Consider the following 18,555-nt stretch of genomic DNA (forward strand, 5'->3'; position numbering starts at 1 on the left):
AGTTATCCCTGTTGCAACTTCTGGTCTATTTGCTCTGTGGCTCACAACCACTTAGCGCCTCTTCTATCTGTCTATAATCGTCAGATTGAGTGTAATGTCACCAAGTTCAACACATTATATATGATGCAATTCCATCGCGTTAACCTCCAAGTAGCAGCACTCGGTTTACTAGCTGTTCTTAGCCAATCATGCACGAAGCTTGAGGACCCTAAGCCAACAGCCCAGAATGCAAGTACCAACATTACCACGAGTGAAGCCCAAGGGCTCTTTTTACGAAACAGTTTAGCTGAGCACACTGGTAATCAACTAGTAGGCGAGGAAGAGCCTTCTTTCTCCATTGTCGACCATTTGGCTTGGCAGCGTGCTGTCCTTGTCGGACAAGGGAGTGAGCAACTAATGCTCGTGCCGCTGGCCAGTGACGCTGCTTTGTTCGCAAACAGTGATTACACGGGAGCCCGCTACGTGGTTGTAACGCGGAAGGCTGATAATACCCTAGAAGGTAACCTAGTAGAGCTCTTGGCGCGTCGTAGAGATGCGCCGGTGGATACTACGGCTCTTTTCACGCAACTCTACCAAAACTATCGCAGTGGTATTTGGAATGCCTCTATTCAGGGGGATGGCTTAGTATCGGTCTATACTGCTGATTACGAGTATCTGGTAGGAAAACGGTTTCGAGGCGGTATATGGGACAAGCAAGAAAACGAGCTTGTCGTTATGTCACGCTCAAATAACGCTGAATCAACTAGAGCAGAGAGTACTACTGATGATGGTATCATAGCTAACCTCGTCCAAGGCGGAAACCGTTGCACAGACTGGTATGATAGAAACGGAGACTATATTACCACTACTGGGGATTGTGGCAGTGGCGGCGGAGGCGGTGCCGGAACATACACAGGCGGCGGCGGACCAGGTGGTTCTCCAACTGGTTCTGGCGGGTATGGTGGTCATGGATCCCCGGTGGTAGTGGGATGTCCTTAGTAAGTATTACGAATGGTGATGCTGAAGATGCTCCAACTGAAGCCCCGTCAGATTATAGCAAGGTATGCAAAGTAAACCTCAGTGGGTACGATGCAACTGTACTTGTATTAGCCACGTCAAGTACGCATACAATTGATAAGATAGTAATGAGACTTAACGGCCTTACTCCATTCATGAAGTTTGAGCAGATAGGAGAAACAGGATCTTATGATAAAGCCAATAACGCCTACCGATTCGAAGTTTTTTACCAAATCTCTACTGAAGGGATTACACAAAATGGCAGAATAGAAAGCCTAGTTGGCGTTGTCTACTTGCGCACAAATAAATATACTTTACGCCGTATGCGGTAGTGTCTCACTTTTTGAAACATTGATAGTATGAGCGGCGATTTTATCTTTTTGGTTGGGTGGGGCATCTTTATCGGAGGTGCTATTCTCGCATTTTTGGTGATACGTAAATTTCTAAGCACCCCTAAAACGCGCGATAAAGACCACCAAGGCTAGCAGCTAGCAAGGCTCCTGCTTGTGCATAGAGAAAAGCTCCGGCAGATGTCGGAGCTTTTTTTATACCCTCCCCCGCTTCTTCAACTCTGGGTGGGCGCTGATGAAGGACTTGAGGCTGCCCACCGAACGGCCCAGTTCTGAGGCGCAGGCCTTCGCCTTCTTCGTGCTGGAGGTATAGTGGATGAGCAGGTAATTGTAGTCGGCAGTACGGTAGGCCCGCCGGGATTGCACAGTACGGGTTGGAGACATGGAATCAGGTCGTTGTAGGTAGCTAAGTTTCTTGGAGTTTATTCGTCTAAGTCCTGGGCGGTGATGGTCAGGTTCAGGCAGCGGATGCCGTGGTGTTTGGCCAGACGGTGCAGGTCGGCAATCACCTCGGGTGGGACATTGGTAAACACCACACGCCCGGGCACACCGGTGGCGACGGCGTACCCGGGCGGGGCTGTAGGAGAAGGTTTGGTGGGTTGCTTCGCCATCAATTGATTGGAGGAGGGAAAAACGCCAGCGTGAGGACCTGCTTCAACTGCGCCGCCTTTTCATCATTCACCTCAAAGCAGTAAGTAGTACTGTCCTCGTCCTGGGCGAACGAGAAGCCTTGCAGGATTTCAACTTCAAAGGCAGCTAGCAGAGATTCACCCCACGCCGACTGCTGGGCCACGGTGCTCAGCGTCATTTCAACCGGGTGTGGGCCAGTGGGCTGCTGGTTGTCGTCGAGCGGAGTAGTGATATGAATCCGGTTCATTTGCTCTCACCTCCTTCCTGCCCATGCTTCACGTACTGCGGCTCCCGGTCCTCGGCCCAGTCCACGACATCCTGCAGGGCCCGCTCCGGAGAGTCCCAGCCGTTGCCGGTGGCGGTACCGACAGCAGGCCGGCCGAACCAGAGCAGGCGGCCAGCACCTTGGATGCAGGTAATGGTACCGAGTACAGCACTACCGCGGCGCACCTCGGCGGCTGGCTGGTCGGGGGCGGTCGGAAACTGGCAGGTGGGCGCTACGTCCACCACTTCAATGGTGACGCGCACCTGCTTGCCCTCCATGCCGTTCTGCTCGATGATGCGGCGCAGGGCATCGGCGGGCTTGGTGCCGTGCCAGTGGAAGAGGCGGCAGTGAATCTTCTCGTGGCGCCGGCGGAATACCATGGTGGCCGAGCAGATGGCGGTGGGCTGGGTGTTCTGTAGTGGGGCGGGTCGCAATACCTCCGATGGCCGACGCAAGCCCTTTGCTGGACATTCTGGTGTATTGCATTCAAGCCCGTTTTCGTACTGGTCGCGCCACGCACCACAATCAGGGCATGTATCGGGTACTCCTTGCCCACGCTTCACCCATTGGGGCTTTAGCCCGCGGTTGTTGCCAAAGAATAGCACCATATCCCCGTTCTGGGGGTGGCTAGTAGCTACAGGGGTGGGCTCAACGGGGGCGGCGACGGAGCGGAAAGCTTCAATTGCCTTTGCCAAGCTCCGCTCTGCATCGGAGTAGTTGTTGCGGTGGTGCTGGGTAACACGGCGGGCCGACCCGTAGGCATTTTTCACCTTTTGGAAGATATCCCACTCAAATAGCAGGCACTTGACCTTGTTGTAGAGTTCAGCTTGGTTGTTCCCTACTAGAGGAAGTTCGGGGCGGGCGGGGATATTTTTTTCTTCGTGAATCATAAGTAATTAAGTTTTGAGGGTATAATGACAATGGCAGTATTTCCAGTGGGCCGGGCAATCATCTCCCGGAGCATGGCCTCGGCCTCGATGCGCTCCAGCATCTTGCCGCGGCGGTAGACACGCCGCAGCTGGTGCAGCTCGGCCAGGGTCAGGCTGGCCAGCCGGCGCCGTGTCTGGTGGCGGTTCATCAGAAGGGCAAGCTCGTAGCATGCACCTGCTGCTCTACTTCAGCTGGCAGACTCCAGAGGCTCAGGGCCCCTTTGCAGGGTACGGGCGTGTTGCAACAAAGAGGAGCAATCAGACGCCACGCATAGCGGCCGGGCGTGTAGTCGCCACAAGCCAGCTCGGTAATGCTCAGGTGCGACATACTCAGCGTTGTGTGCGTACTGACCACTTCGCAGGTACCCAGCACGACGCCGCGGGGCAAGGTGTCGAAGTCCAAACCATGCCGCTGTAGGATAGCGGAGATTTCGGGGCAGGTGGCCGCTACTTGACGGGCCCAGGCAGGCTTTCCAACACTTGCATGGATAGCCAGCGGGCCACGGTGCTTCGTATCCCAAGAGCGGGTTTCGTATTGCTTATAGCCCAGCATGATGAGCGTGGCATAGGGTTGAATGAGAGATAAGGCTTTCATCGTTGAGAAGTTGACTGGGTAGAAAGTTGACGGTATTGGGCTTCGGCCTCGGCCAGCTCCAGGCCGGGGCCGCTACGCTGCTGGTAGTATTTGCGCAGGTTTTCGAAGTCCTTGGGGCTGGCCTTGCGCAGCACGCCGGCCACGAAGCGCTCCATTTCGGGAGAATATTCCTCGTCACTCATGGCTAAAAGGGCATTTCCTCCTCCTCGAAGCGGCTTTCAGGCAGCTTACCCAGCTGCACCGTGGTGCGGGTGTCCTTGTCGTAGAAGGCCCGCTCCCCCGCCGGCGCGGGGCTCGTGTCGATATCTGAGTAGCGACCAAAAGCCATTTTCGAACTCACGATTAGCGCGTCATCACCGGTGGCCGTGCTACCGTTGCGGTGCTTGGCCACAATCAGCTCCGTGGTGTCCTTCGTGGAGTTGCCCATTTCGTCCTCCATGATTTTGTAGTACTCGGCCCGGTAGAGGAACACCACCATGTCGGCGTCCTGCTCAATGGCCCCCGATTCGCGCAGGTCGCTGAGCATGGGCCGCTTGTCGCCGCCGCGCTGCTCGACGGAGCGGGAGAGCTGGGAGAGAGCCATCACCGGCAGGTCCAGTTCCTTGGCCAGCTTCTTCAGGCCGCGGCTGATGGCACTGATTTCCTGCTCCCGGTTGCCCTTCACCTCCGGGGCCGTCATCAGCTGCAGGTAGTCGACGACAATCCAGCGGATGCCGTACTCGGCCTTGAGCTTGGTCGCCTTGGCGCGCAGCTCGCCCAGGCTCAGCGACGCCGTGTCGTCGATGTAGAGCCCGATGGATTTGAGCTTACTGGCCCGCTCCCGGATAGCCTCGGCTTCCTCTCGGCCGCCATCGAGCTTGCCCTTCAGGAGCTGCTGGGTGGTATAGCCGGCTTCGGTGGCTACCATCTTGCGCACCAGTTGCCGCTCCCCCATCTCCAGCGAGAAGATGGCCCCCGGGTAGCCGGCCTTGGCGGCATACACGCCGTTGCTCAGCACCAGGCTGGTTTTGCCCATCCCGGGCCGGGCCGCAATGATGACCAGGTCGGAGTCCTGCCAGCCACCGGTCAGCCGGTCTAGCAGGCTCAGGCCCGCCGGCACCCCAGTCAGGCCACCGGTTTGCTCAGTGGCATGCACGATGTCGTCGATGATGGAATCGTAGAGCTCAGCCACGGCGCGGGGCCGCTTGAGCTGCAGGGCAGCGTGGGCCGAGTTGAGCAGCTTCTGGGCCTCGGTCAGCAGCTCGAAAGAGTCCTGCATGGCGTCGTAGGACTTGGCCACCAGCAGCCGGCCAATCTCGCCCATGCGCCGCTTGGTGTAGAGCTCGAGCAGTTGCAGCACATGCGTTTCGACGTGGGCCGAGGAGTTGACGCTTTGCACGATGGCCTCGTAGGCATCCAGTACGCCGTGCTTGGGCAGGGCCCCGTCCTGCCCAAGGCGCAGGTGCAGGCTCACGGCATCCACGGCGCGGCCAGCGATGAACAGGCGCACCATGCTGCGGAAGAGCAGGCGGTGGGGAGCCTGGTAAAACACGTCCTCGGTGGTGCCCAGCAGGCCCATGGCCGTGCGCAGGCCGTCGGCATCGACGAGCATGGCACCCAGAACGGCCAACTCCAAGTCGTCAGCGTGTGGGGGAACGTGGTTGAAATGCTTGGGAGTTTCCATTACAGGTAGTCTTTTTGGAGTTGTTGCTGTTGCTGGGTGGCGTAGTCACGGCCACCGCTGGATTTCTGGTTGGCCTCACTGCCCATCGGGTCCCGGGTTACCAGGCCGCGCTTTTGGTCATGGGCATCGTTGGTCAGGTAGTTCTGGGCAAATACCTTCCAGCTCATCTGGCCGACCTCTACCCGGTCGGGCAAGTCCTCGGCCTTGCTGGTGATTTGGCGCAGGTAGTAGGGAATGCAGGCCTTGCCGAAGGAGAGGTTGCGGGCCAATTCAGCCAGGCCCTCGGCCGTGGCGTACTTCGATTCGCGGAAGGGCAGCTTGCGCGGCTCAGCCGGCGCGGCGGCCCGCCCCCCTGTGTTCTGCGGTACCAGGGGTTGGCTGGCAGGGTGAGGAGTATTTCTTTCCTCCAACACCTGGACCGACGAAGGCGAGGGCGCAGCTTCTTCCTCTTCTTCTCTTACTCTAGAACTATCTGTATTCTGTTCCTTATTATTAATGGTGTCAAAATTTGACACCTTACCTGACACCTTATTGGCCGATAAGGTGTCAGTTTTTGACACCATAGCTGACACCTTATTGGGCCGGAAGGTGTCAGAATTTGACACCTTATTGGTGCCGGTTTTCAGGGCGTACACACAGGAATCACCGGCACCGTTGCCACCCGATTGGTAGGCCAGCAGACCGCGCGTTTCCAGCTCGGTGCGGGCCTTCTTCATCGTGTTGAGCACGCCGCCAAACAGCAGCGTCAGGCGACGGTCCGACAGCACGAAGACGGCGGGCCACTGGCTGCCTTCCCGTTGCCGGTTGCACTCGCCCAGCAGCTTCACATAGAGCCGCGTGGCCGAGGCCGAAAACGACTGTTCGGAGTCTAGCTGCTCGAAGCGGTTGAGGAAGTCGATATAGGTCATGGGGCGGGTGGTGATACTGGGCACGGCCGGGGTGCCGGCGCTGTCGGCGTGCAGGAAGCGCTGGGCGTGGTTCATGCGGTTGGGCAGAAAAGCGTGGGGGTAGCAGCCGCAGCTCGAGCGTTCAGCCAGAGGCATTCCGTCCGCCCAGCGTTACCGGACTTGCGTTGCCGAGCGGCGCTGGCATGGGAGGCGACTTTCATGCGCCGACGATGCCAGCCCGCAGCCAGCAGGGGCTCGTAGAGGTCACTATCATAGCCCGATAGCAGGATGCTACCCGTTGCCCGCAGGCACCAGCCAATCAACTCCTGGTGCTGGGCATCGGTCATCTCGTGGGCGTAGCCGTCGTTGGCCGTGCGGGTGGAGCGCACGTAAGGCGGGTCCAGGTAGAAGAGCGTGTCGGGCCCGTCGTGTTGCCGGCAGATGCTTTGCCAGTCGCAGCACTCCAGCAGCACCGTGCGCAGCCGGCCGCATACCTCTGGAATTCGGCACTGCCCATTGACGAACGTATCCGCTACCGAGCCTTTATAGGCCGCCCCGCCGAAGCTGAACGACTTGCTTACCAATGCCCCATCTCGGCTCTGGGCCAAATGGGTGTAGGTGCGGCGGGCCCGCTCGATGTGATCTACCCGCTCGGGCTGCCAGTTGCGCACAGCCGCTGCGTGCTCCTTGCGGGCGTAAGGTGTCAAGGCTAGTGCCTCGCGCAATGCTTCGGGCTGCTCACGAACCACCCGGAAGAGGTTTACCAGGTCTCCAGACAGGTCGTTATACACCTCCACCCGACTCGGGCGCTTCTGCATCAGGATGCCGCACATACCACCGAAGGGCTCCACGTAGATGTCGTGAGGCGGCAACTGGGACGTAATCCAGGCGCCAACGGGGCCGGCCTTACCGCCATAGTATCCAAGGAGTGATTTCATCTTAAGCAGCAAAAGGAAGTGAAGGGTGAGCCGCGGCTTTCTTGCCTTTGGCTTTGGCCAGCAGCGGCCCGTTGACGGGTTCCATTTGGTGCAAGCGCTGGAGCAGGCCGGCGCACATCTCCACGTCGCGCAGCGCGCGGTGGGCACCATGTGCAGCAATGCCAAAGCGGGTGCACAGGTCGCCCAGCTTATGGCTCTTGGCGTCGGGCAGCCGCTGCCGGGCCAGGGCCAGCGTGCAGAACCATTCGTTGGGCAGGGCCTGCTGGGCACCACAGCGGGTGCGGGCGGCTTCGAGGATGCGGCGGTCGGCGCTCAGGTTGTGGCACACCAGCAGTGAGTCGCCGGCCAGCTGCTTGAAGCGTTGCAGCACGGCCTTTTCCTCGGGAGCATTCCACACGTCCGCCTCCCGAATGCCCGTAATGCGGTGTACTTGCGGAAGAATGGAGCCGCGAAACCGCACGAGGCTTTGCACCTGGCCCACCGGCTGCCAGTTCTGGTAGCGGATGGCGGCCAGCTCCAACAAGTCGTTAATCTGAAATTCCAGGTCGATGACGGTGAAGTCGTCGAGGAAGTGCGGCATGGGCGCCATCCGCGCGATGTCCGCAATGATGGGCTCGGCCACCTGCGCTTCCTCGGCCGCGTGCTGGTTGCGGCTCATGCCCTTGCGCAGGGCCTTGAGGGCTTCCTCCTCGGCTTTGCGCTTGGCCTCGGCCACCACGAACAGGGCGTGGGCCGCCTCGTACTCGGCCGCCGAGCAGGGCACGGCCTCGGCCGGCACCTGCAGCACGGCGTTGGGGTACTTGGCCAATAGTTGCTTGCTGGGTACCGGGCTCATGTAGACGAAGCCATCCTCGTAGACATTCACCGAGTACACGCCGGTAGCATCCTGGCAGAAGTATTCCACCTTCTCGGTGCACACCTTCTTGTTGCCGGTGGGGTTGTCGATGCCGCGGGCCAGGCCGGTGCGCAGTTTGAAGTAGCTAGCCATTAGCCTGCTCCTTTCCCGCTAACACCTCATCCCGGAGCTGCGCCGCACGGCCCGTTACGGGCAGCTCCGCTAGGCTCCAGTTGTTTTTAAAGGTGGCATCACCGATGATTTCCAACTGAATCAAGTGAGCGTACAACTCCGGGTTATGTTGGGCCCCGTTCAGTAGGTCGCTCTTGCTACCCAACACACAGAAAGCACAGCTAAGGCGCTGGTTGCCGAATACGTAGGCAGGATGCCCCACCCACCCATCAAGGGCCAGGTGGTGGTGGCCATTCCGGTACAGGGCTTGCCGCTTTTCCAACTCAGCCGAGCTGGTACCGCAGGCCCGCCAAATATCCTCGGTGCTCCAGTTGAGCAGAGGCCGCCAGTTCAGGGCTACCCGCTTACCGGGGTTACGTGCTGCCAGGGCATCCTCTGGGCTCATGCTGGCCAGGTTCTCTTCGGGCTTGACCGTGCTCTTGGCTGTGATGCTGGCCCGGATTTCTACGACAGGCTTCTTTGCTCGCTCCCGGCTTTCATCAGCCCGCACACCTTCGGCCGAAATAACCACCTCCGCCGAGCGTAGCGCTCCATCAATCGGACCGCGCTTCAGGTCGGAGGTGCAATACCGGCTATCGGAGGAAGGCCAGAACGGGGCTGGATTGCGCAGTACCTGGTCAATAGGCCCACCCTTCAAATGGCTGGTGCAGTAGCGAGACTCGGCCGAGGGCCAGAATGGGGCACCCGTGGCGCGAGTCGCCTCTATCCGCTCTTCAAAGCGGGCAACCAAGTCTCCTTTCTTTCGCTGTACTATGACCAGAGGCAAGCCCACTTGCTGGGCCAGCTTCTCGACAAAGGCGGCAGTCTGGGGCCATTCAGCACGGCCCAGGTCAGCATGCACAATGTACTGCCGGCCGGGAAAGCCCATCAAGCGAAACCAGGCAGCGCCGACAATAACTAGTGCTTGTGAATCCTTGCCACCGGAAAGGCTCCAGACCATGTCGGCACCCGCCTGCAGTGCCGCTAGAATTACAGCGGGCACCTCGAAAGCTGGGCCAAAAGATTTGCTAGTATCTTCCATGAGTACAATGCGTTGGAATAGGCACGAGAAAGCCCCGCCACCAGCGGCAGCGGGGCATGTGGATTTAGGCGGCTACCTGAAACTGGGTCTGGCACTGGCGGGCTTCAGCGCGCAACTCTTCCGGCTTAGCCGTCAGGGCCTGGGCGCGCTGCATCAGCCGATTGTACTCGTGCTCACCCATCTCCTTGCTGTATTTGGCCGCAGCCGTGCGCAACTGCTTGCGGGCTGCTTCCAGGGCTTTCTTCGGGTCAGCACGCAGTCCTATCTCGACAATGAGCTTAGAAAGCGTATCAGCAACCCATTTGGCAGACCGCTGGTCGATGGGCTTGCTCAGCAATTTGGTGCGCTCCTCGGCATCCAGCAGTGGGCTGGCAATGAGCTGCTCCAGCTTCTGAATATCTTCTTCTGAGGCCCGCACGACCAGCTCGGGTTCACCACTTGGGGCCGGGGCAGCGGGTGCTACGACGGTTGTTGAAGCCGGCGGCGTGGCCACGGGTGCGGCGGCCGGCTGGGTAGGGCGCGCAGCGGGCGCGGCCTCTACCACTTCAGCGCTGGTGCCAGCGTCTACTACATCCGTCATTTCCTCGTAAGGAGTCGCTTCGAAGCCGGCGGCCTTAATCAGCCAGGCCAGCACGTTGCGGTAAGCCTTGCCCACGGCACGGGTCTGGGCCATCGAGCAGATAGCATAGCTCTCGTAAAACTTCTTGGTGCGCTCCTTATTCGAGCACTCGGCTACGCCACCACCCAGCTCGATTTTATTATGCAGGTCGTAGAGCGACACAGTAGCCCGGAAGCGGATTTCGGTTCCATTGCTCAGGTCCTCTACCAGGCCCATGCGGGGAATAATGCCTAGGCGAGAGCCGGCGAACTGCCAGCCCTCTACGTTGACGTACTCCTTGCCCTGAATATTGGAGCTAAGCTTATTCTCCTGGATGAAGCGTGCTAAGTCGGCGGCAACAGTCAATGAGGAGTCGGGCGTTTTCAGGTTTGGCGCTAGGGCTTTGCCAGGGGTGCGGGTTACAGCGGCGCTGGTTTTAATCGCTTCGTTCATGTAAATTTGTGGCCACTAACGGCCTTACTTCGTAGGGTTTTGAGGGCCGCCCTGGCAAGAGGGCGGCCCTCGTTTGTTACAGTCGGGTGGGGTTGGCCTGCTCTGGGTCCGTCACGTTCAGGCTGGTGCGCAGCTTAGCAGGCCTGTTATAGGCCGGGCGGGTGTGCTTCGTACCTGTGTCCTGGGTGTAGGCCCCGCGGTGGCAGGCCTGGGCCAGCAGCAGGCTGCACATGACCACGAGCGTAATGCGGTTGGCGCGGATAGCAGCGGCGCGGATGGCGGTGGTTCCCATTACAGGCGCTCGGCTAGCAGGCGGGCCTGGGTGGAGGAAGTGGCCTGGGCGATGTTGAGGCGGCGCTCCAGGTTCTCGGCCGAGCGGCGCACGTGCTGGGCCAGGGCAACGGCCACACGCGCCCCGGTACCGACCCAGGTTTCAGCGCAGAGGAAGTGGCCGGCGGCGGTCTTGGCCGTCACGGTGGTTTCCCGTCGGGCGTGGTTGGTGGAAGTAGTCAGGGTTATCATCTGGCAAGAAATGAGCGGGTGAAATTTCAGTTAAGCGGCGGCCTCGTGCTGGGCCTGTAGTTCGTGTTGGCGGTACTCGACAGCTTTGCGGATGCGGGCTGCGTGCCAGTCAAATTCGGCCTGGGTGCTGCGCAGCAGCTTGGGCTTGAGCTCCAGCCGTTCCTCTTTCTCCACTACTCCCGACTCCCGCAGTTCTTCCAGCAGGGCCAGTACCTGCGCCTGGTCGGCGCGGGGGCCGGCGGTGCGGGCGGCTTCTAAGAAGAAGTAGAGGTTGAGCCAGCACTTGGCCACGCGGGCAGAGAGGAACTTGGGCAGCGCGGCGCGGGTCTTTGCGGCAGCCTCAGCCGGTACTGCAGGGTGGTTCAACCAGAAGTCGATGACAGCAGCCTTATTGAAGTACTCAGGGCACCACAGGGCGCAGGCGGTAGCAGATGAGAGCGACATGGGAAAGACTAGTTGAGGGCCGAGAGGCGGGGCTGGGAAGTGTCGGCGTCCATTTCGGCCAGCAGAAAGGCGGCCTCGCCGGTCAGGTCCATGTTGAAATGGAGGTGCGCGTAGACCACAATGGCCTGAATGGCAGCGCGGCGGCACTCTGTCGTGGTAGCGGCTACAGCTTCGCGCAGGAAGCGCAGCTCGGCACCGTTGACGCGGTTGGTGGCAGGGGTAGCCGTGAGGTGCATTAGGCGGCCTTGCTGGTGGATGCCTGCATCCCGTAATCACCGAACCACTCGCGTACCGCCTGCTCAGTCACGATGTACTTGTTGCCGACCCGCACGTGGCGCAAGCCTCCCTCCTCTCCATTGGTGTAGGCATTCAGCAGCTCGTAGGCTTTGGTCTTGCCGCAGCCCAGGCGGATGTGCAGGCGGTCATCGTAGTTGAGGCCCTGGGTCTGCTTGGGGCTCTGGATATAGCGCCGGTTCAGAACTTCGGCATCGGCCTGAGCGCGGGCATTGATTTCGAGCATCTTCACCCAGTGGGGTTCGGGCTGGGTGCCGCCGGGCTGAGCGGTGAGGTGTTGGTTGGTGGAGGGCAAGCTCATGGTGAAATGATGTTAATTATTGTTACAAGACGTTACAAAAAAGACAAAAAAAATTAAGCAGCAACTGCCTGTTTAGCCCGCTCAGTTAGCCATATAGCTACTACTTCGTTGAGCGAGGGCCGACGACCTAATTCCTTTCTAAGACGATCCTGCTCGTCCTTCATGGCTTCTTTGGTTGCGGCATCTACCTCGCCGCGAACTGGGTGCTTTTTGGTTTGTGCTGAGTCTATCATGGCGGTAAAACGTGATACAGTGTGACAAATATAGATACTATAACGGACCAAACAAGGACAAGTTGTTAAATGTCTTTCCTTATTGGTCCATCTTGTGTTGGTTTGTTCCAAAATCACACAAAAAGCATGGCAAATTCACGCGCTCAACGCCTTACGAAACTCCGGGAACTAGCGGAATTGACTTTAAGGGAGGTCGGTGATGCAATAGGGAAGAGCCATCAAACAGTGCATCGTTACGAATCAGACGATGCAAGCAAGATTCGGCCTTCTATAGTTGCGAAGCTTGCAGAGATATATAAAACTAGTCCTGAGTATATAGAGACAGGTAAGCATCCCGTTCCCAGCGCTGCACTTATGAATGTGAATCCCCAGGATCATCCCTTAGGGCCTCTCATGTCGGACAAGAGCAATGCCCGGTTCGTCAGCCACTTTAGTAAGAAGGAGATTGTGTATTACAGGAGGTTAGAGTTTGGCGCCCGGGCGGGTATTGCGGAGTCGTATGCCAGTGACTTCAACTTTAATGATTTACCCTTATTCCCCGTCATCCACATGGCTGGCGACCCCGATGAGGGCCTGGTCGTGGACATCGACGGCGATTCGATGGAGCCCCAGTTGCGCTCGGGTATGAAGGTGCTGGTAGAGGAGTTGCCCAACGCCGACTACTGGAAGGACGCCCGGCCAGGCGTGTATATCGTCATCTTCAAGCATCACTTCGTCATCAAGCGCATCAAGCACAATACCCTGCGGTCCACGGGCAAAGTATTACTGGAGTCCGACAATCCCGAGGGCGGCGTCGAGGAAGTCATCATCGACGACATTCACGGGATGTGGCGCGTGATTCGGGGCGTGGATGTGCCGATACGGTAACAATCACTTATTATAATTTCAATACCCAATCAAAATGACAAGCAAGAAAGCAAATACCTCTTCAGAAAATCAGGAAGCAGAGCCTAAGACTGAAAAGCTAGGGCATTGTGGTGTAATAATCCCGATAAGCGATACAGCCGGCTATGTTTCTGGACATTGGCAACAAGTGCTTAATCTTGTAAAAAAAGCAGCGAACGAATCTAATTTTACTTGCGAGATAGTAAGTGATAATTCATTTAGCAATGTAATGCATGCAAACATTATTACAAACATCTTCAGTAACGACATAGTAATATGTGATGTAAGTAGCTTCAACTCGAACGTAATGCTAGAACTAGGCTTGCGTTTAGCGTCAAAGAAACCACTAATTATCATTTATGATGGCGAGGGCAACTACCCCTTTGATATGAATCAACTATTTTATGAAAAGTATGACAAAGGCTTAAGATATTACGACACAGAAGACTTTATCAATAGATTAAGCAAGAGAATAACAAATACTTACCTAAGCACTTTGCCTGAAAGCCCAACGAAGTACAAGCCTTATTTGGACTACTTTTCAGATATTCAAATTGAGCCTGCAGATATAAATCGACAAACAGTAGGACTTACGGAAGCTATTGAATTGCTCACCAAGCAGGTTAACAATAGCATTGCACTTACTCAAAACAATTCATCAATAAAGGCAGCGACCTCTATACCAAATTCCGATAATATAATTGGCACCCCAATAGAGGTAAAAAATTTCGTAAGAAATCTTGTGTCTCAAAGAGCCATATTAAGCTGGGCACAATACACTAATGTAAGACCAATAATATACCAACATGTTATTAGTAGATTTAATTGGACAGATAAGTATTTACGCGACCATACATTCACAGATTACATAGATAATATAGCTAAGTTGTTTATAAGTGAAATACGCGTGAATATGAATTTGCCCCCTGAAGAAAATATATAGAACTTCTAAAATGACCATCCGCTTCTATCTCCACAGCAAGGTCTATGCGAATAGTTCGAAGCGGGCTATTTACCTAGAAATTCGCTTCCCAGAGCACCCGGCCGCCTTCCGCTCAGAAACCCTGGTGCTGCGCAAGAGTACCGGTAAGAAGTGCGACCCGGCCCATTTTACCGACAAGCAGCGCGTTAAGAAGGACCCAAAGGCCCACGACATCAACAGCCACCTCAACAAGCTGGAGCAGTGGGCCGGCGAAGTCGTGGACCAGGCCAAGCTCCATAAGGACCAGCTCACGCCCGAGCTGCTCTGGGAGCGGATGCTGGCCCGGGACGATGCCCGCCCCACTCCTGCCCCTGTTCCGGTTGCGGCCGTGGGCCCACCCACGATTGAGGCTGTGGCCGCCGAGTGGAAACAGTTCTACAAAGCCAAGCACTCGGACAACTACTTACGCAAGGTGGACCCCATCGTGACGCACTGGGAAACCTTCCGGCCCGGCGCCACCCTGGAAGACATTCTGCCTGACCCCAAAACGCGCCGTTCAGCCTTCGTGGAAGAATGGTGCGAATACCTGATCGAGGAAGCGCCCCGGCGGGACGGTGGCATTGGCCTAGAGAGCAACACGGTGGGCCGCTACGTGCAGGCACTACGCCAACTGCTCAAGTTTGCCGGCCACCCCTACGCCTGGCTTACCGACGAGTACACCTACGAGGTCGAGATTGAGCCGCTGCGCTTCGAGGAGGTGATGCAGCTCTACGAGGCACCTATGCCCACCGAGCACCTGGCCCATATCCGCGACATCTTCGTCTTTGGGTGCTTTACGGGCCCGCGCTACGGCAACCTGCGCTCGATGCAGCCCAGCGACGTGGTATTTGACCATGGCGACTATATCCTGGAGTACGTGCAGCACAAAGGCCGGCGCAAGAAAACCAAGGTCCGCGTGGCCCTCGACGAAGTAGCCCTGGAAATCTGGCAGCGCTACGAGGGCAACCTGCGCGTGCCGGCCAATACGGAAATTAACACCTCGATCAAGTTGGCGGCCAAAGCCGCAGGCCTGGACCGGCCCATCCTGCAGGTGCGCATGCGCGGGCCCCACCGCATCGAGCGGCGCGGCCCCTACTGGGAGTTCATCACCTGCCACGTGGCGCGCCATACCTTCGGCACGCTGCTGCTTGACGGCAATGCCGACCTGGGTCAGGTGCAGAACAGCATGGGCCACTCGGCCATCCAGACCACGCGACGCTATGCCAAGAGCCGGGAGCCCAAGCGACACGCGGCCACCAAGACCGCTTTCCAGAATCTACGCGCGACGCACACCGATGCCTCTGGTGTGTGACGGTTGGCGGCAACGCATGATACAGTGCGGTAAAGTGTGGCAAAAGCGCCGCGCACAAAACCGGCTCTACTTGCCATAGTTTGCCGTTTTATACCGCCACTTGCCATAGCTTACCGGGGGTTCTGGCTTCTTATACGACCACAGAAAAGGCCTCTAGCAGCACGCTAGAGGCCTTTTTGATTTACTGGGGTACAGCAACTATCTTTCAGTTATCTGCCGATTAGGAAATCTCCAACTTCTGGAGTTGACTAGGACAGCCTCTTATATCAGCGTTCTATTATCCTTTTACCGCTCCCGCCAACAGCAGAGTTGATAGATGCTCGTCAGGCTGTGGCTGCTTGCGTTATCAGGTAGCACTACGCAGCTTCTCGGGCTGTAGGACCTGGATAAATTTACTGCTCAGCTCTACGATTCCGGCCTGACGAAATTCGCTTAGGGTACGGCTCAGTGACTCCGGCGCGGTGGCGACCAGCGCGGCCATATCGTCGCGGGAAATATGGATATGCGGAGCTAAAGCCACCAGCTCACATTCTTTCTGGTGCAGGCGCAGCAGCATGTCGGCCACGCGCTTACGCAGGGAGTTATAGGCCATATCCAGCAGCAGTACTTCCTGCTCTCGCACCCAGCCCGCCAGCAGGCGCACAAACTGCTGGCTTACCTGCGGATTGTGCAGCACCAGTTGGGTAAAGTCGTCGGCTGGGATGTAGAGCAACACGGACTCTTCCACGGCCACGGCCGAGTTGGAGTGAACGGTGCCTTCGAGCAGAGCTTTGTAGCCAAAAAACTCGCCGGCCTGGTACAACCCCGTAATCAGCGCTTTGCTGGCGGCGGTGCTTTTACTGGTTTTCACTTGGCCCGCCTGCACGAAGTAGAGCCGTGCGGCCTCGTCGCCTTCGTCGTAGACTACCTGCTTGCGCGCCACGGCGTGGGGGCGACGCTATTTCCACGTCGGAGAAAGCGACGTTTGATGCGTTACATAACGGTTTTTTTGCTGCCTACCGGCCAAACTTCATGGCGCACGTCTACCGGGCCGCCATTGAGCAGATACTGCAAAACATGCCAACAGCCGAGCGTGAAAAGTTACTTGCTGCTTTCCGCCAGGCAATGGATAATGCTATTGACCAGCATGCCTATTTGCTGCCCACCGCAGCGGACTGCTCCGCCTGCCACGCCCGGAAACTCTAAGGTTAGCTACCAGCCGGGCCGATGCTGCGAAGCCTTGTTGCACCTGATGCATCATACCAGATTTAGCGTTCAGGCGGATAGTGCTCCGCACCACAGCAAGTTCACCTGCCGAGTCAGCACCTTGCAACATCAGGGTCTTCTAGCTAACAAGGTTCGTAGCAGGCTGTACAGGAAATACCAGCTCAAACTGCACAGCAAAAAGTGCAAACCAGCCTTTATCAGCGCGCTCTAGATAACCGTATGGCAAGCGTTGACGTTGGAGTAGAAGGCAAACCGGCGTTTTTAGCTGAATTAAACAAAATATCAGCCTGTATAACCTAGCTAGTGGGTCATAAACAAAGTATTGAGCTTAGGATAATACAGCAAACAAACTGCACCATACAGATAGGTATACTATCTTTAACCGGTTAGAATTACTATTCTGGTGCTTTCTATTATATGCAAAAATTTATATATTGGCTCAACCAATTAAAGCGTTGGTTTACGGAGGCCGATGACCCAGGCCCACCGTATCCGCTCAACGACTGGCATGAGTTTGACGATAATACTGAGGATGAGCTAAAGAGTGCGGATTGATCCTACTGATAGCCTGAGTGATAATAACAGCTACCCCCTAAGCACAAGCTTGCAGCATATTCGTGAGGAACCTATGGTTACCGCCACTGGCCTTATGTTACCCTCTGCACAGCCGGTTGCCCTTCGGCCATAAAGCCAACGAAACTATTCCTTTACCTGCCGCAGCCGCAGCACACCGGGAATTTCTACTTGGGAAGGCAGCACCCCGGTGCGAGCAAAATCGGCCCAGAGCTGGCGAACCTGCCGGCCAGCTTCTTGCACCTGCTCCCAGGTAGCCCGGCCCAGGATTGGCGCAAACGACCAACTGGCCTGAGTACCCAGCAGCAGAGGTAAGTCGATGGTATGAGCAGCACCAAACTCGCTGCCGGGCGGCCGGAATAACACCGAAAAGTGGTAGGCGCGGCCTCCGGCTTGGGCATGTCGCCGTGCAAACGCTTTGGTAGCTTTCAAATAAACCAAGCGCGAACTGATGGCTACCAATGGCCGGGACAGCAGCCTTCCCACCAGGGGCAAACTCAGCAAGCGGCGGTACTTGGGGTCGAGTACCGCGAAAAACCGGGTTTCTTCGGCAGTTGCCCCAATCAGCACATCCACGCGGGAAGCCGCGGCCCGCCAGGACGTATCCATATCGGCCTCGTGTGGCAGCGGATGGGCACCGTACTGGGTCCCGAAGGGCATACCGCTTTTCAGGCCAAACCGCCGGGCAGCCTGCGTTACGGTGCTTTCGCGGGCCAAGACTTCGTCGATAGTCGCAGTGGGCCCGAAGGTACCCGCCGCCTGGGCCATGGCCTGGCTCATGGCGCGGCGGTTGCGCGACAACCCCAACGGGGCACTGTGCAGAATCACGCGCTTAAACAAGCCCTGGGCGCCTTCGGCTACCATCAGGTGAGCAATGGCGTCGGCGCCGGCCGACTGCCCGAACATCGTTACCATCTCCGGATGGCCTCCAAAGGCCGAGATGTTGCGTTGCACCCAACGTAGGGCTTCCAGTAAATCCAGCAAGCCCAGATTGGGCGGCGTGCCTCCTTCCTGCCCCAAAAAGCCCAACAGTCCCAGCCGGTACGTTACGGCCACAAACACGACGCGCTGTTCCGCTACCAGAGTGCCTGGATCATACACGGCCAAGTCGCCAGCACCAGTCACGTAGGAACCGCCGTGTACCCACACGATGACCGGTAGCTGCTCATCCGGGTACTGCTCGGCCGGACGCGTTACCGAAAGGCGCAGGCAGTCCTCGTCGTAGGTCATGCCCGCAAAAAGGCTACCCAGGGCCGGAGCCAGCAAAGAATCGGCTACTTGCGGACAGGCCGGAGCGGGCGAAGTAGCCTGAATCGGGGCAGTAGCGGGAAGCTCGGCTACCGGCAGCTGGAACCGCACGGCGCGGGCGTAGCGAATACCGGTAGCCCGTAGGACGGCCCCATCGTGCCGCCCGATAATGTGTCCGGCCGGCGCGTGAAAGTGAACAGAAGCAGCAGAAGTCATAACGGAAA

At 57.5% G+C, this 18,555-nt stretch carries 25 protein-coding genes; 5 read left to right on the top strand and 20 right to left on the bottom strand.

All coding sequences use genetic code 11. The features are described from left to right. Positions 1 to 36 precede the first annotated feature (36 nt). Positions 37 to 978, top strand: a complete 942-nt coding sequence (locus MUN80_RS25450) for a hypothetical protein (RefSeq protein WP_244717801.1) — start codon at positions 37 to 39, stop codon at positions 976 to 978. A gap of 563 nt (positions 979 to 1,541) precedes the next feature. On the opposite strand, the gene MUN80_RS25455 is transcribed toward MUN80_RS25450, so the two are convergent. The 18 genes from MUN80_RS25455 to MUN80_RS25540 form a co-directional block, all read right to left on the bottom strand. Then, positions 1,542 to 1,730, bottom strand: coding sequence for a hypothetical protein (locus tag MUN80_RS25455; protein WP_244717804.1), 189 nt, complete (start codon positions 1,728 to 1,730; stop codon positions 1,542 to 1,544). 38 nt (positions 1,731 to 1,768) lie between these two features. Continuing rightward, positions 1,769 to 1,957, bottom strand: a complete 189-nt coding sequence (locus MUN80_RS25460; protein WP_244717807.1) for a hypothetical protein — start codon at positions 1,955 to 1,957, stop codon at positions 1,769 to 1,771. Further along, entirely contained in the window at positions 1,957 to 2,223 is a 267-nt protein-coding gene (locus tag MUN80_RS25465; protein WP_244717809.1) for a hypothetical protein, read from the bottom strand. The genes MUN80_RS25460 and MUN80_RS25465 overlap by 1 nt, the downstream gene beginning before the upstream one ends. Continuing rightward, positions 2,220 to 2,696 (bottom strand): hypothetical protein, encoded by a 477-nt coding sequence (locus tag MUN80_RS25470; RefSeq protein WP_244717811.1) that lies wholly within the window; start codon positions 2,694 to 2,696, stop codon positions 2,220 to 2,222. The genes MUN80_RS25465 and MUN80_RS25470 overlap by 4 nt, the downstream gene beginning before the upstream one ends. 431 nt (positions 2,697 to 3,127) lie before the next feature. Then, positions 3,128 to 3,319, bottom strand: coding sequence for a hypothetical protein (locus MUN80_RS25475; protein ID WP_244717813.1), 192 nt, complete (start codon positions 3,317 to 3,319; stop codon positions 3,128 to 3,130). Then, positions 3,319 to 3,765, bottom strand: coding sequence for an ASCH domain-containing protein (locus MUN80_RS25480; RefSeq protein ID WP_244717815.1), 447 nt, complete (start codon positions 3,763 to 3,765; stop codon positions 3,319 to 3,321). Before MUN80_RS25480 ends, MUN80_RS25475 begins: the two co-directional genes overlap by 1 nt. Beyond that, positions 3,762 to 3,947 (bottom strand): hypothetical protein, encoded by a 186-nt coding sequence (locus tag MUN80_RS25485; protein WP_244717817.1) that lies wholly within the window; start codon positions 3,945 to 3,947, stop codon positions 3,762 to 3,764. Before MUN80_RS25485 ends, MUN80_RS25480 begins: the two co-directional genes overlap by 4 nt. Positions 3,948 to 3,949: 2 nt before the next feature. Further along, complete coding sequence (gene dnaB / locus MUN80_RS25490) at positions 3,950 to 5,428, bottom strand: replicative DNA helicase (protein ID WP_244717819.1); 1,479 nt, start codon at positions 5,426 to 5,428, stop codon at positions 3,950 to 3,952. Beyond that, complete coding sequence (locus tag MUN80_RS25495) at positions 5,428 to 6,411, bottom strand: hypothetical protein (protein ID WP_244717821.1); 984 nt, start codon at positions 6,409 to 6,411, stop codon at positions 5,428 to 5,430. Before MUN80_RS25495 ends, dnaB begins: the two co-directional genes overlap by 1 nt. Next, a complete protein-coding gene (locus MUN80_RS25500; RefSeq protein WP_244717823.1) occupies positions 6,408 to 7,253 on the bottom strand; it encodes a DNA adenine methylase in 846 nt (281 codons plus the stop codon). Before MUN80_RS25500 ends, MUN80_RS25495 begins: the two co-directional genes overlap by 4 nt. Position 7,254: 1 nt before the next feature. Then, the gene (locus MUN80_RS25505; protein WP_244717825.1) at positions 7,255 to 8,241 is read right to left on the bottom strand and encodes a 3'-5' exonuclease; all 987 of its coding nucleotides are present in this window, start codon (positions 8,239 to 8,241) and stop codon (positions 7,255 to 7,257) included. Continuing rightward, a complete protein-coding gene (locus MUN80_RS25510; RefSeq protein ID WP_244717828.1) occupies positions 8,234 to 9,301 on the bottom strand; it encodes a phosphoadenosine phosphosulfate reductase domain-containing protein in 1,068 nt (355 codons plus the stop codon). The genes MUN80_RS25505 and MUN80_RS25510 overlap by 8 nt, the downstream gene beginning before the upstream one ends. 64 nt (positions 9,302 to 9,365) lie before the next feature. Continuing rightward, the gene (locus MUN80_RS25515; RefSeq protein ID WP_244717831.1) at positions 9,366 to 10,352 is read right to left on the bottom strand and encodes a hypothetical protein; all 987 of its coding nucleotides are present in this window, start codon (positions 10,350 to 10,352) and stop codon (positions 9,366 to 9,368) included. Positions 10,353 to 10,428: 76 nt separating this feature from the next. Then, positions 10,429 to 10,644, bottom strand: coding sequence for a hypothetical protein (locus tag MUN80_RS25520; protein ID WP_244717834.1), 216 nt, complete (start codon positions 10,642 to 10,644; stop codon positions 10,429 to 10,431). Beyond that, the gene (locus MUN80_RS25525) at positions 10,644 to 10,874 is read right to left on the bottom strand and encodes a hypothetical protein (protein ID WP_244717837.1); all 231 of its coding nucleotides are present in this window, start codon (positions 10,872 to 10,874) and stop codon (positions 10,644 to 10,646) included. The genes MUN80_RS25520 and MUN80_RS25525 overlap by 1 nt, the downstream gene beginning before the upstream one ends. Before the next feature lie 30 nt (positions 10,875 to 10,904). Next, positions 10,905 to 11,318, bottom strand: a complete 414-nt coding sequence (locus tag MUN80_RS25530; RefSeq protein ID WP_244717839.1) for a hypothetical protein — start codon at positions 11,316 to 11,318, stop codon at positions 10,905 to 10,907. Positions 11,319 to 11,326: 8 nt separating this feature from the next. Further along, positions 11,327 to 11,554 carry a hypothetical protein gene (locus MUN80_RS25535; protein WP_244717842.1) on the bottom strand — a complete coding sequence of 76 codons (228 nt, stop codon included), beginning with the start codon at positions 11,552 to 11,554 and terminating at the stop codon, positions 11,327 to 11,329. After that, a complete protein-coding gene (locus MUN80_RS25540; protein ID WP_244717845.1) occupies positions 11,554 to 11,913 on the bottom strand; it encodes a hypothetical protein in 360 nt (119 codons plus the stop codon). Before MUN80_RS25540 ends, MUN80_RS25535 begins: the two co-directional genes overlap by 1 nt. Before the next feature lie 359 nt (positions 11,914 to 12,272). Between MUN80_RS25540 and MUN80_RS26300 the strand changes: the two genes are divergently transcribed. From MUN80_RS26300 to MUN80_RS25555, 3 genes are read left to right on the top strand one after another with little or no spacing between them, the layout of a single operon-like run. Beyond that, positions 12,273 to 13,013 carry a LexA family transcriptional regulator gene (locus MUN80_RS26300; RefSeq protein ID WP_511181486.1) on the top strand — a complete coding sequence of 247 codons (741 nt, stop codon included), beginning with the start codon at positions 12,273 to 12,275 and terminating at the stop codon, positions 13,011 to 13,013. 34 nt (positions 13,014 to 13,047) lie between these two features. Further along, positions 13,048 to 13,974, top strand: coding sequence for a hypothetical protein (locus MUN80_RS25550; RefSeq protein WP_244717850.1), 927 nt, complete (start codon positions 13,048 to 13,050; stop codon positions 13,972 to 13,974). A 10-nt stretch (positions 13,975 to 13,984) separates the two neighbouring features. Further along, positions 13,985 to 15,304, top strand: coding sequence for a site-specific integrase (locus MUN80_RS25555; protein WP_244717853.1), 1,320 nt, complete (start codon positions 13,985 to 13,987; stop codon positions 15,302 to 15,304). Positions 15,305 to 15,650: 346 nt separating this feature from the next. Here the strand turns inward: MUN80_RS25555 and MUN80_RS25560 are convergent, their stop codons facing one another. After that, on the bottom strand, positions 15,651 to 16,226 hold the full coding sequence (locus tag MUN80_RS25560) for a Crp/Fnr family transcriptional regulator (protein ID WP_244717856.1): 576 nt from the start codon (positions 16,224 to 16,226) through the stop codon (positions 15,651 to 15,653). A gap of 89 nt (positions 16,227 to 16,315) precedes the next feature. On the opposite strand from MUN80_RS25560, the gene MUN80_RS25565 reads away from it, so the two are divergent. After that, positions 16,316 to 16,489 carry a hypothetical protein gene (locus MUN80_RS25565; RefSeq protein ID WP_244717859.1) on the top strand — a complete coding sequence of 58 codons (174 nt, stop codon included), beginning with the start codon at positions 16,316 to 16,318 and terminating at the stop codon, positions 16,487 to 16,489. 720 nt (positions 16,490 to 17,209) lie between these two features. On the opposite strand, the gene MUN80_RS25570 is transcribed toward MUN80_RS25565, so the two are convergent. Next, positions 17,210 to 18,547, bottom strand: coding sequence for a carboxylesterase family protein (locus MUN80_RS25570; protein ID WP_244717861.1), 1,338 nt, complete (start codon positions 18,545 to 18,547; stop codon positions 17,210 to 17,212). Positions 18,548 to 18,555: the final 8 nt, after the last annotated feature.

This window comes from Hymenobacter cellulosivorans, assembly GCF_022919135.1.
Taxonomy (GTDB): Bacteria; Bacteroidota; Bacteroidia; order Cytophagales; family Hymenobacteraceae; genus Hymenobacter; species Hymenobacter cellulosivorans.

Excerpts from the sequence above, each read along its gene's own strand:
- MUN80_RS25455 (WP_244717804.1), bottom strand. The coding sequence starts at position 1,730 with ATGTCTCCAACCCGTACTGTGCAATCCCGGCGGGCCTACCGTACTGCC.
- MUN80_RS25460 (WP_244717807.1), bottom strand. The coding sequence starts at position 1,957 with ATGGCGAAGCAACCCACCAAACCTTCTCCTACAGCCCCGCCCGGGTAC.
- MUN80_RS25465 (WP_244717809.1), bottom strand. The coding sequence starts at position 2,223 with ATGAACCGGATTCATATCACTACTCCGCTCGACGACAACCAGCAGCCC.
- MUN80_RS25475 (WP_244717813.1), bottom strand. The coding sequence starts at position 3,319 with ATGAACCGCCACCAGACACGGCGCCGGCTGGCCAGCCTGACCCTGGCC.
- MUN80_RS25480 (WP_244717815.1), bottom strand. The coding sequence starts at position 3,765 with ATGAAAGCCTTATCTCTCATTCAACCCTATGCCACGCTCATCATGCTG.
- MUN80_RS25485 (WP_244717817.1), bottom strand. The coding sequence starts at position 3,947 with ATGAGTGACGAGGAATATTCTCCCGAAATGGAGCGCTTCGTGGCCGGC.
- dnaB (WP_244717819.1), bottom strand. The coding sequence starts at position 5,428 with ATGGAAACTCCCAAGCATTTCAACCACGTTCCCCCACACGCTGACGAC.
- MUN80_RS25495 (WP_244717821.1), bottom strand. The coding sequence starts at position 6,411 with ATGAACCACGCCCAGCGCTTCCTGCACGCCGACAGCGCCGGCACCCCG.
- MUN80_RS25500 (WP_244717823.1), bottom strand. The coding sequence starts at position 7,253 with ATGAAATCACTCCTTGGATACTATGGCGGTAAGGCCGGCCCCGTTGGC.
- MUN80_RS25505 (WP_244717825.1), bottom strand. The coding sequence starts at position 8,241 with ATGGCTAGCTACTTCAAACTGCGCACCGGCCTGGCCCGCGGCATCGAC.
- MUN80_RS25510 (WP_244717828.1), bottom strand. The coding sequence starts at position 9,301 with ATGGAAGATACTAGCAAATCTTTTGGCCCAGCTTTCGAGGTGCCCGCT.
- MUN80_RS25515 (WP_244717831.1), bottom strand. The coding sequence starts at position 10,352 with ATGAACGAAGCGATTAAAACCAGCGCCGCTGTAACCCGCACCCCTGGC.
- MUN80_RS25520 (WP_244717834.1), bottom strand. The coding sequence starts at position 10,644 with ATGGGAACCACCGCCATCCGCGCCGCTGCTATCCGCGCCAACCGCATT.
- MUN80_RS25525 (WP_244717837.1), bottom strand. The coding sequence starts at position 10,874 with ATGATAACCCTGACTACTTCCACCAACCACGCCCGACGGGAAACCACC.
- MUN80_RS25530 (WP_244717839.1), bottom strand. The coding sequence starts at position 11,318 with ATGTCGCTCTCATCTGCTACCGCCTGCGCCCTGTGGTGCCCTGAGTAC.
- MUN80_RS25535 (WP_244717842.1), bottom strand. The coding sequence starts at position 11,554 with ATGCACCTCACGGCTACCCCTGCCACCAACCGCGTCAACGGTGCCGAG.
- MUN80_RS25540 (WP_244717845.1), bottom strand. The coding sequence starts at position 11,913 with ATGAGCTTGCCCTCCACCAACCAACACCTCACCGCTCAGCCCGGCGGC.
- MUN80_RS26300 (WP_511181486.1), top strand. The coding sequence starts at position 12,273 with ATGGCAAATTCACGCGCTCAACGCCTTACGAAACTCCGGGAACTAGCG.
- MUN80_RS25550 (WP_244717850.1), top strand. The coding sequence starts at position 13,048 with ATGACAAGCAAGAAAGCAAATACCTCTTCAGAAAATCAGGAAGCAGAG.
- MUN80_RS25555 (WP_244717853.1), top strand. The coding sequence starts at position 13,985 with ATGACCATCCGCTTCTATCTCCACAGCAAGGTCTATGCGAATAGTTCG.
- MUN80_RS25565 (WP_244717859.1), top strand. The coding sequence starts at position 16,316 with ATGGCGCACGTCTACCGGGCCGCCATTGAGCAGATACTGCAAAACATG.
- MUN80_RS25570 (WP_244717861.1), bottom strand. The coding sequence starts at position 18,547 with ATGACTTCTGCTGCTTCTGTTCACTTTCACGCGCCGGCCGGACACATT.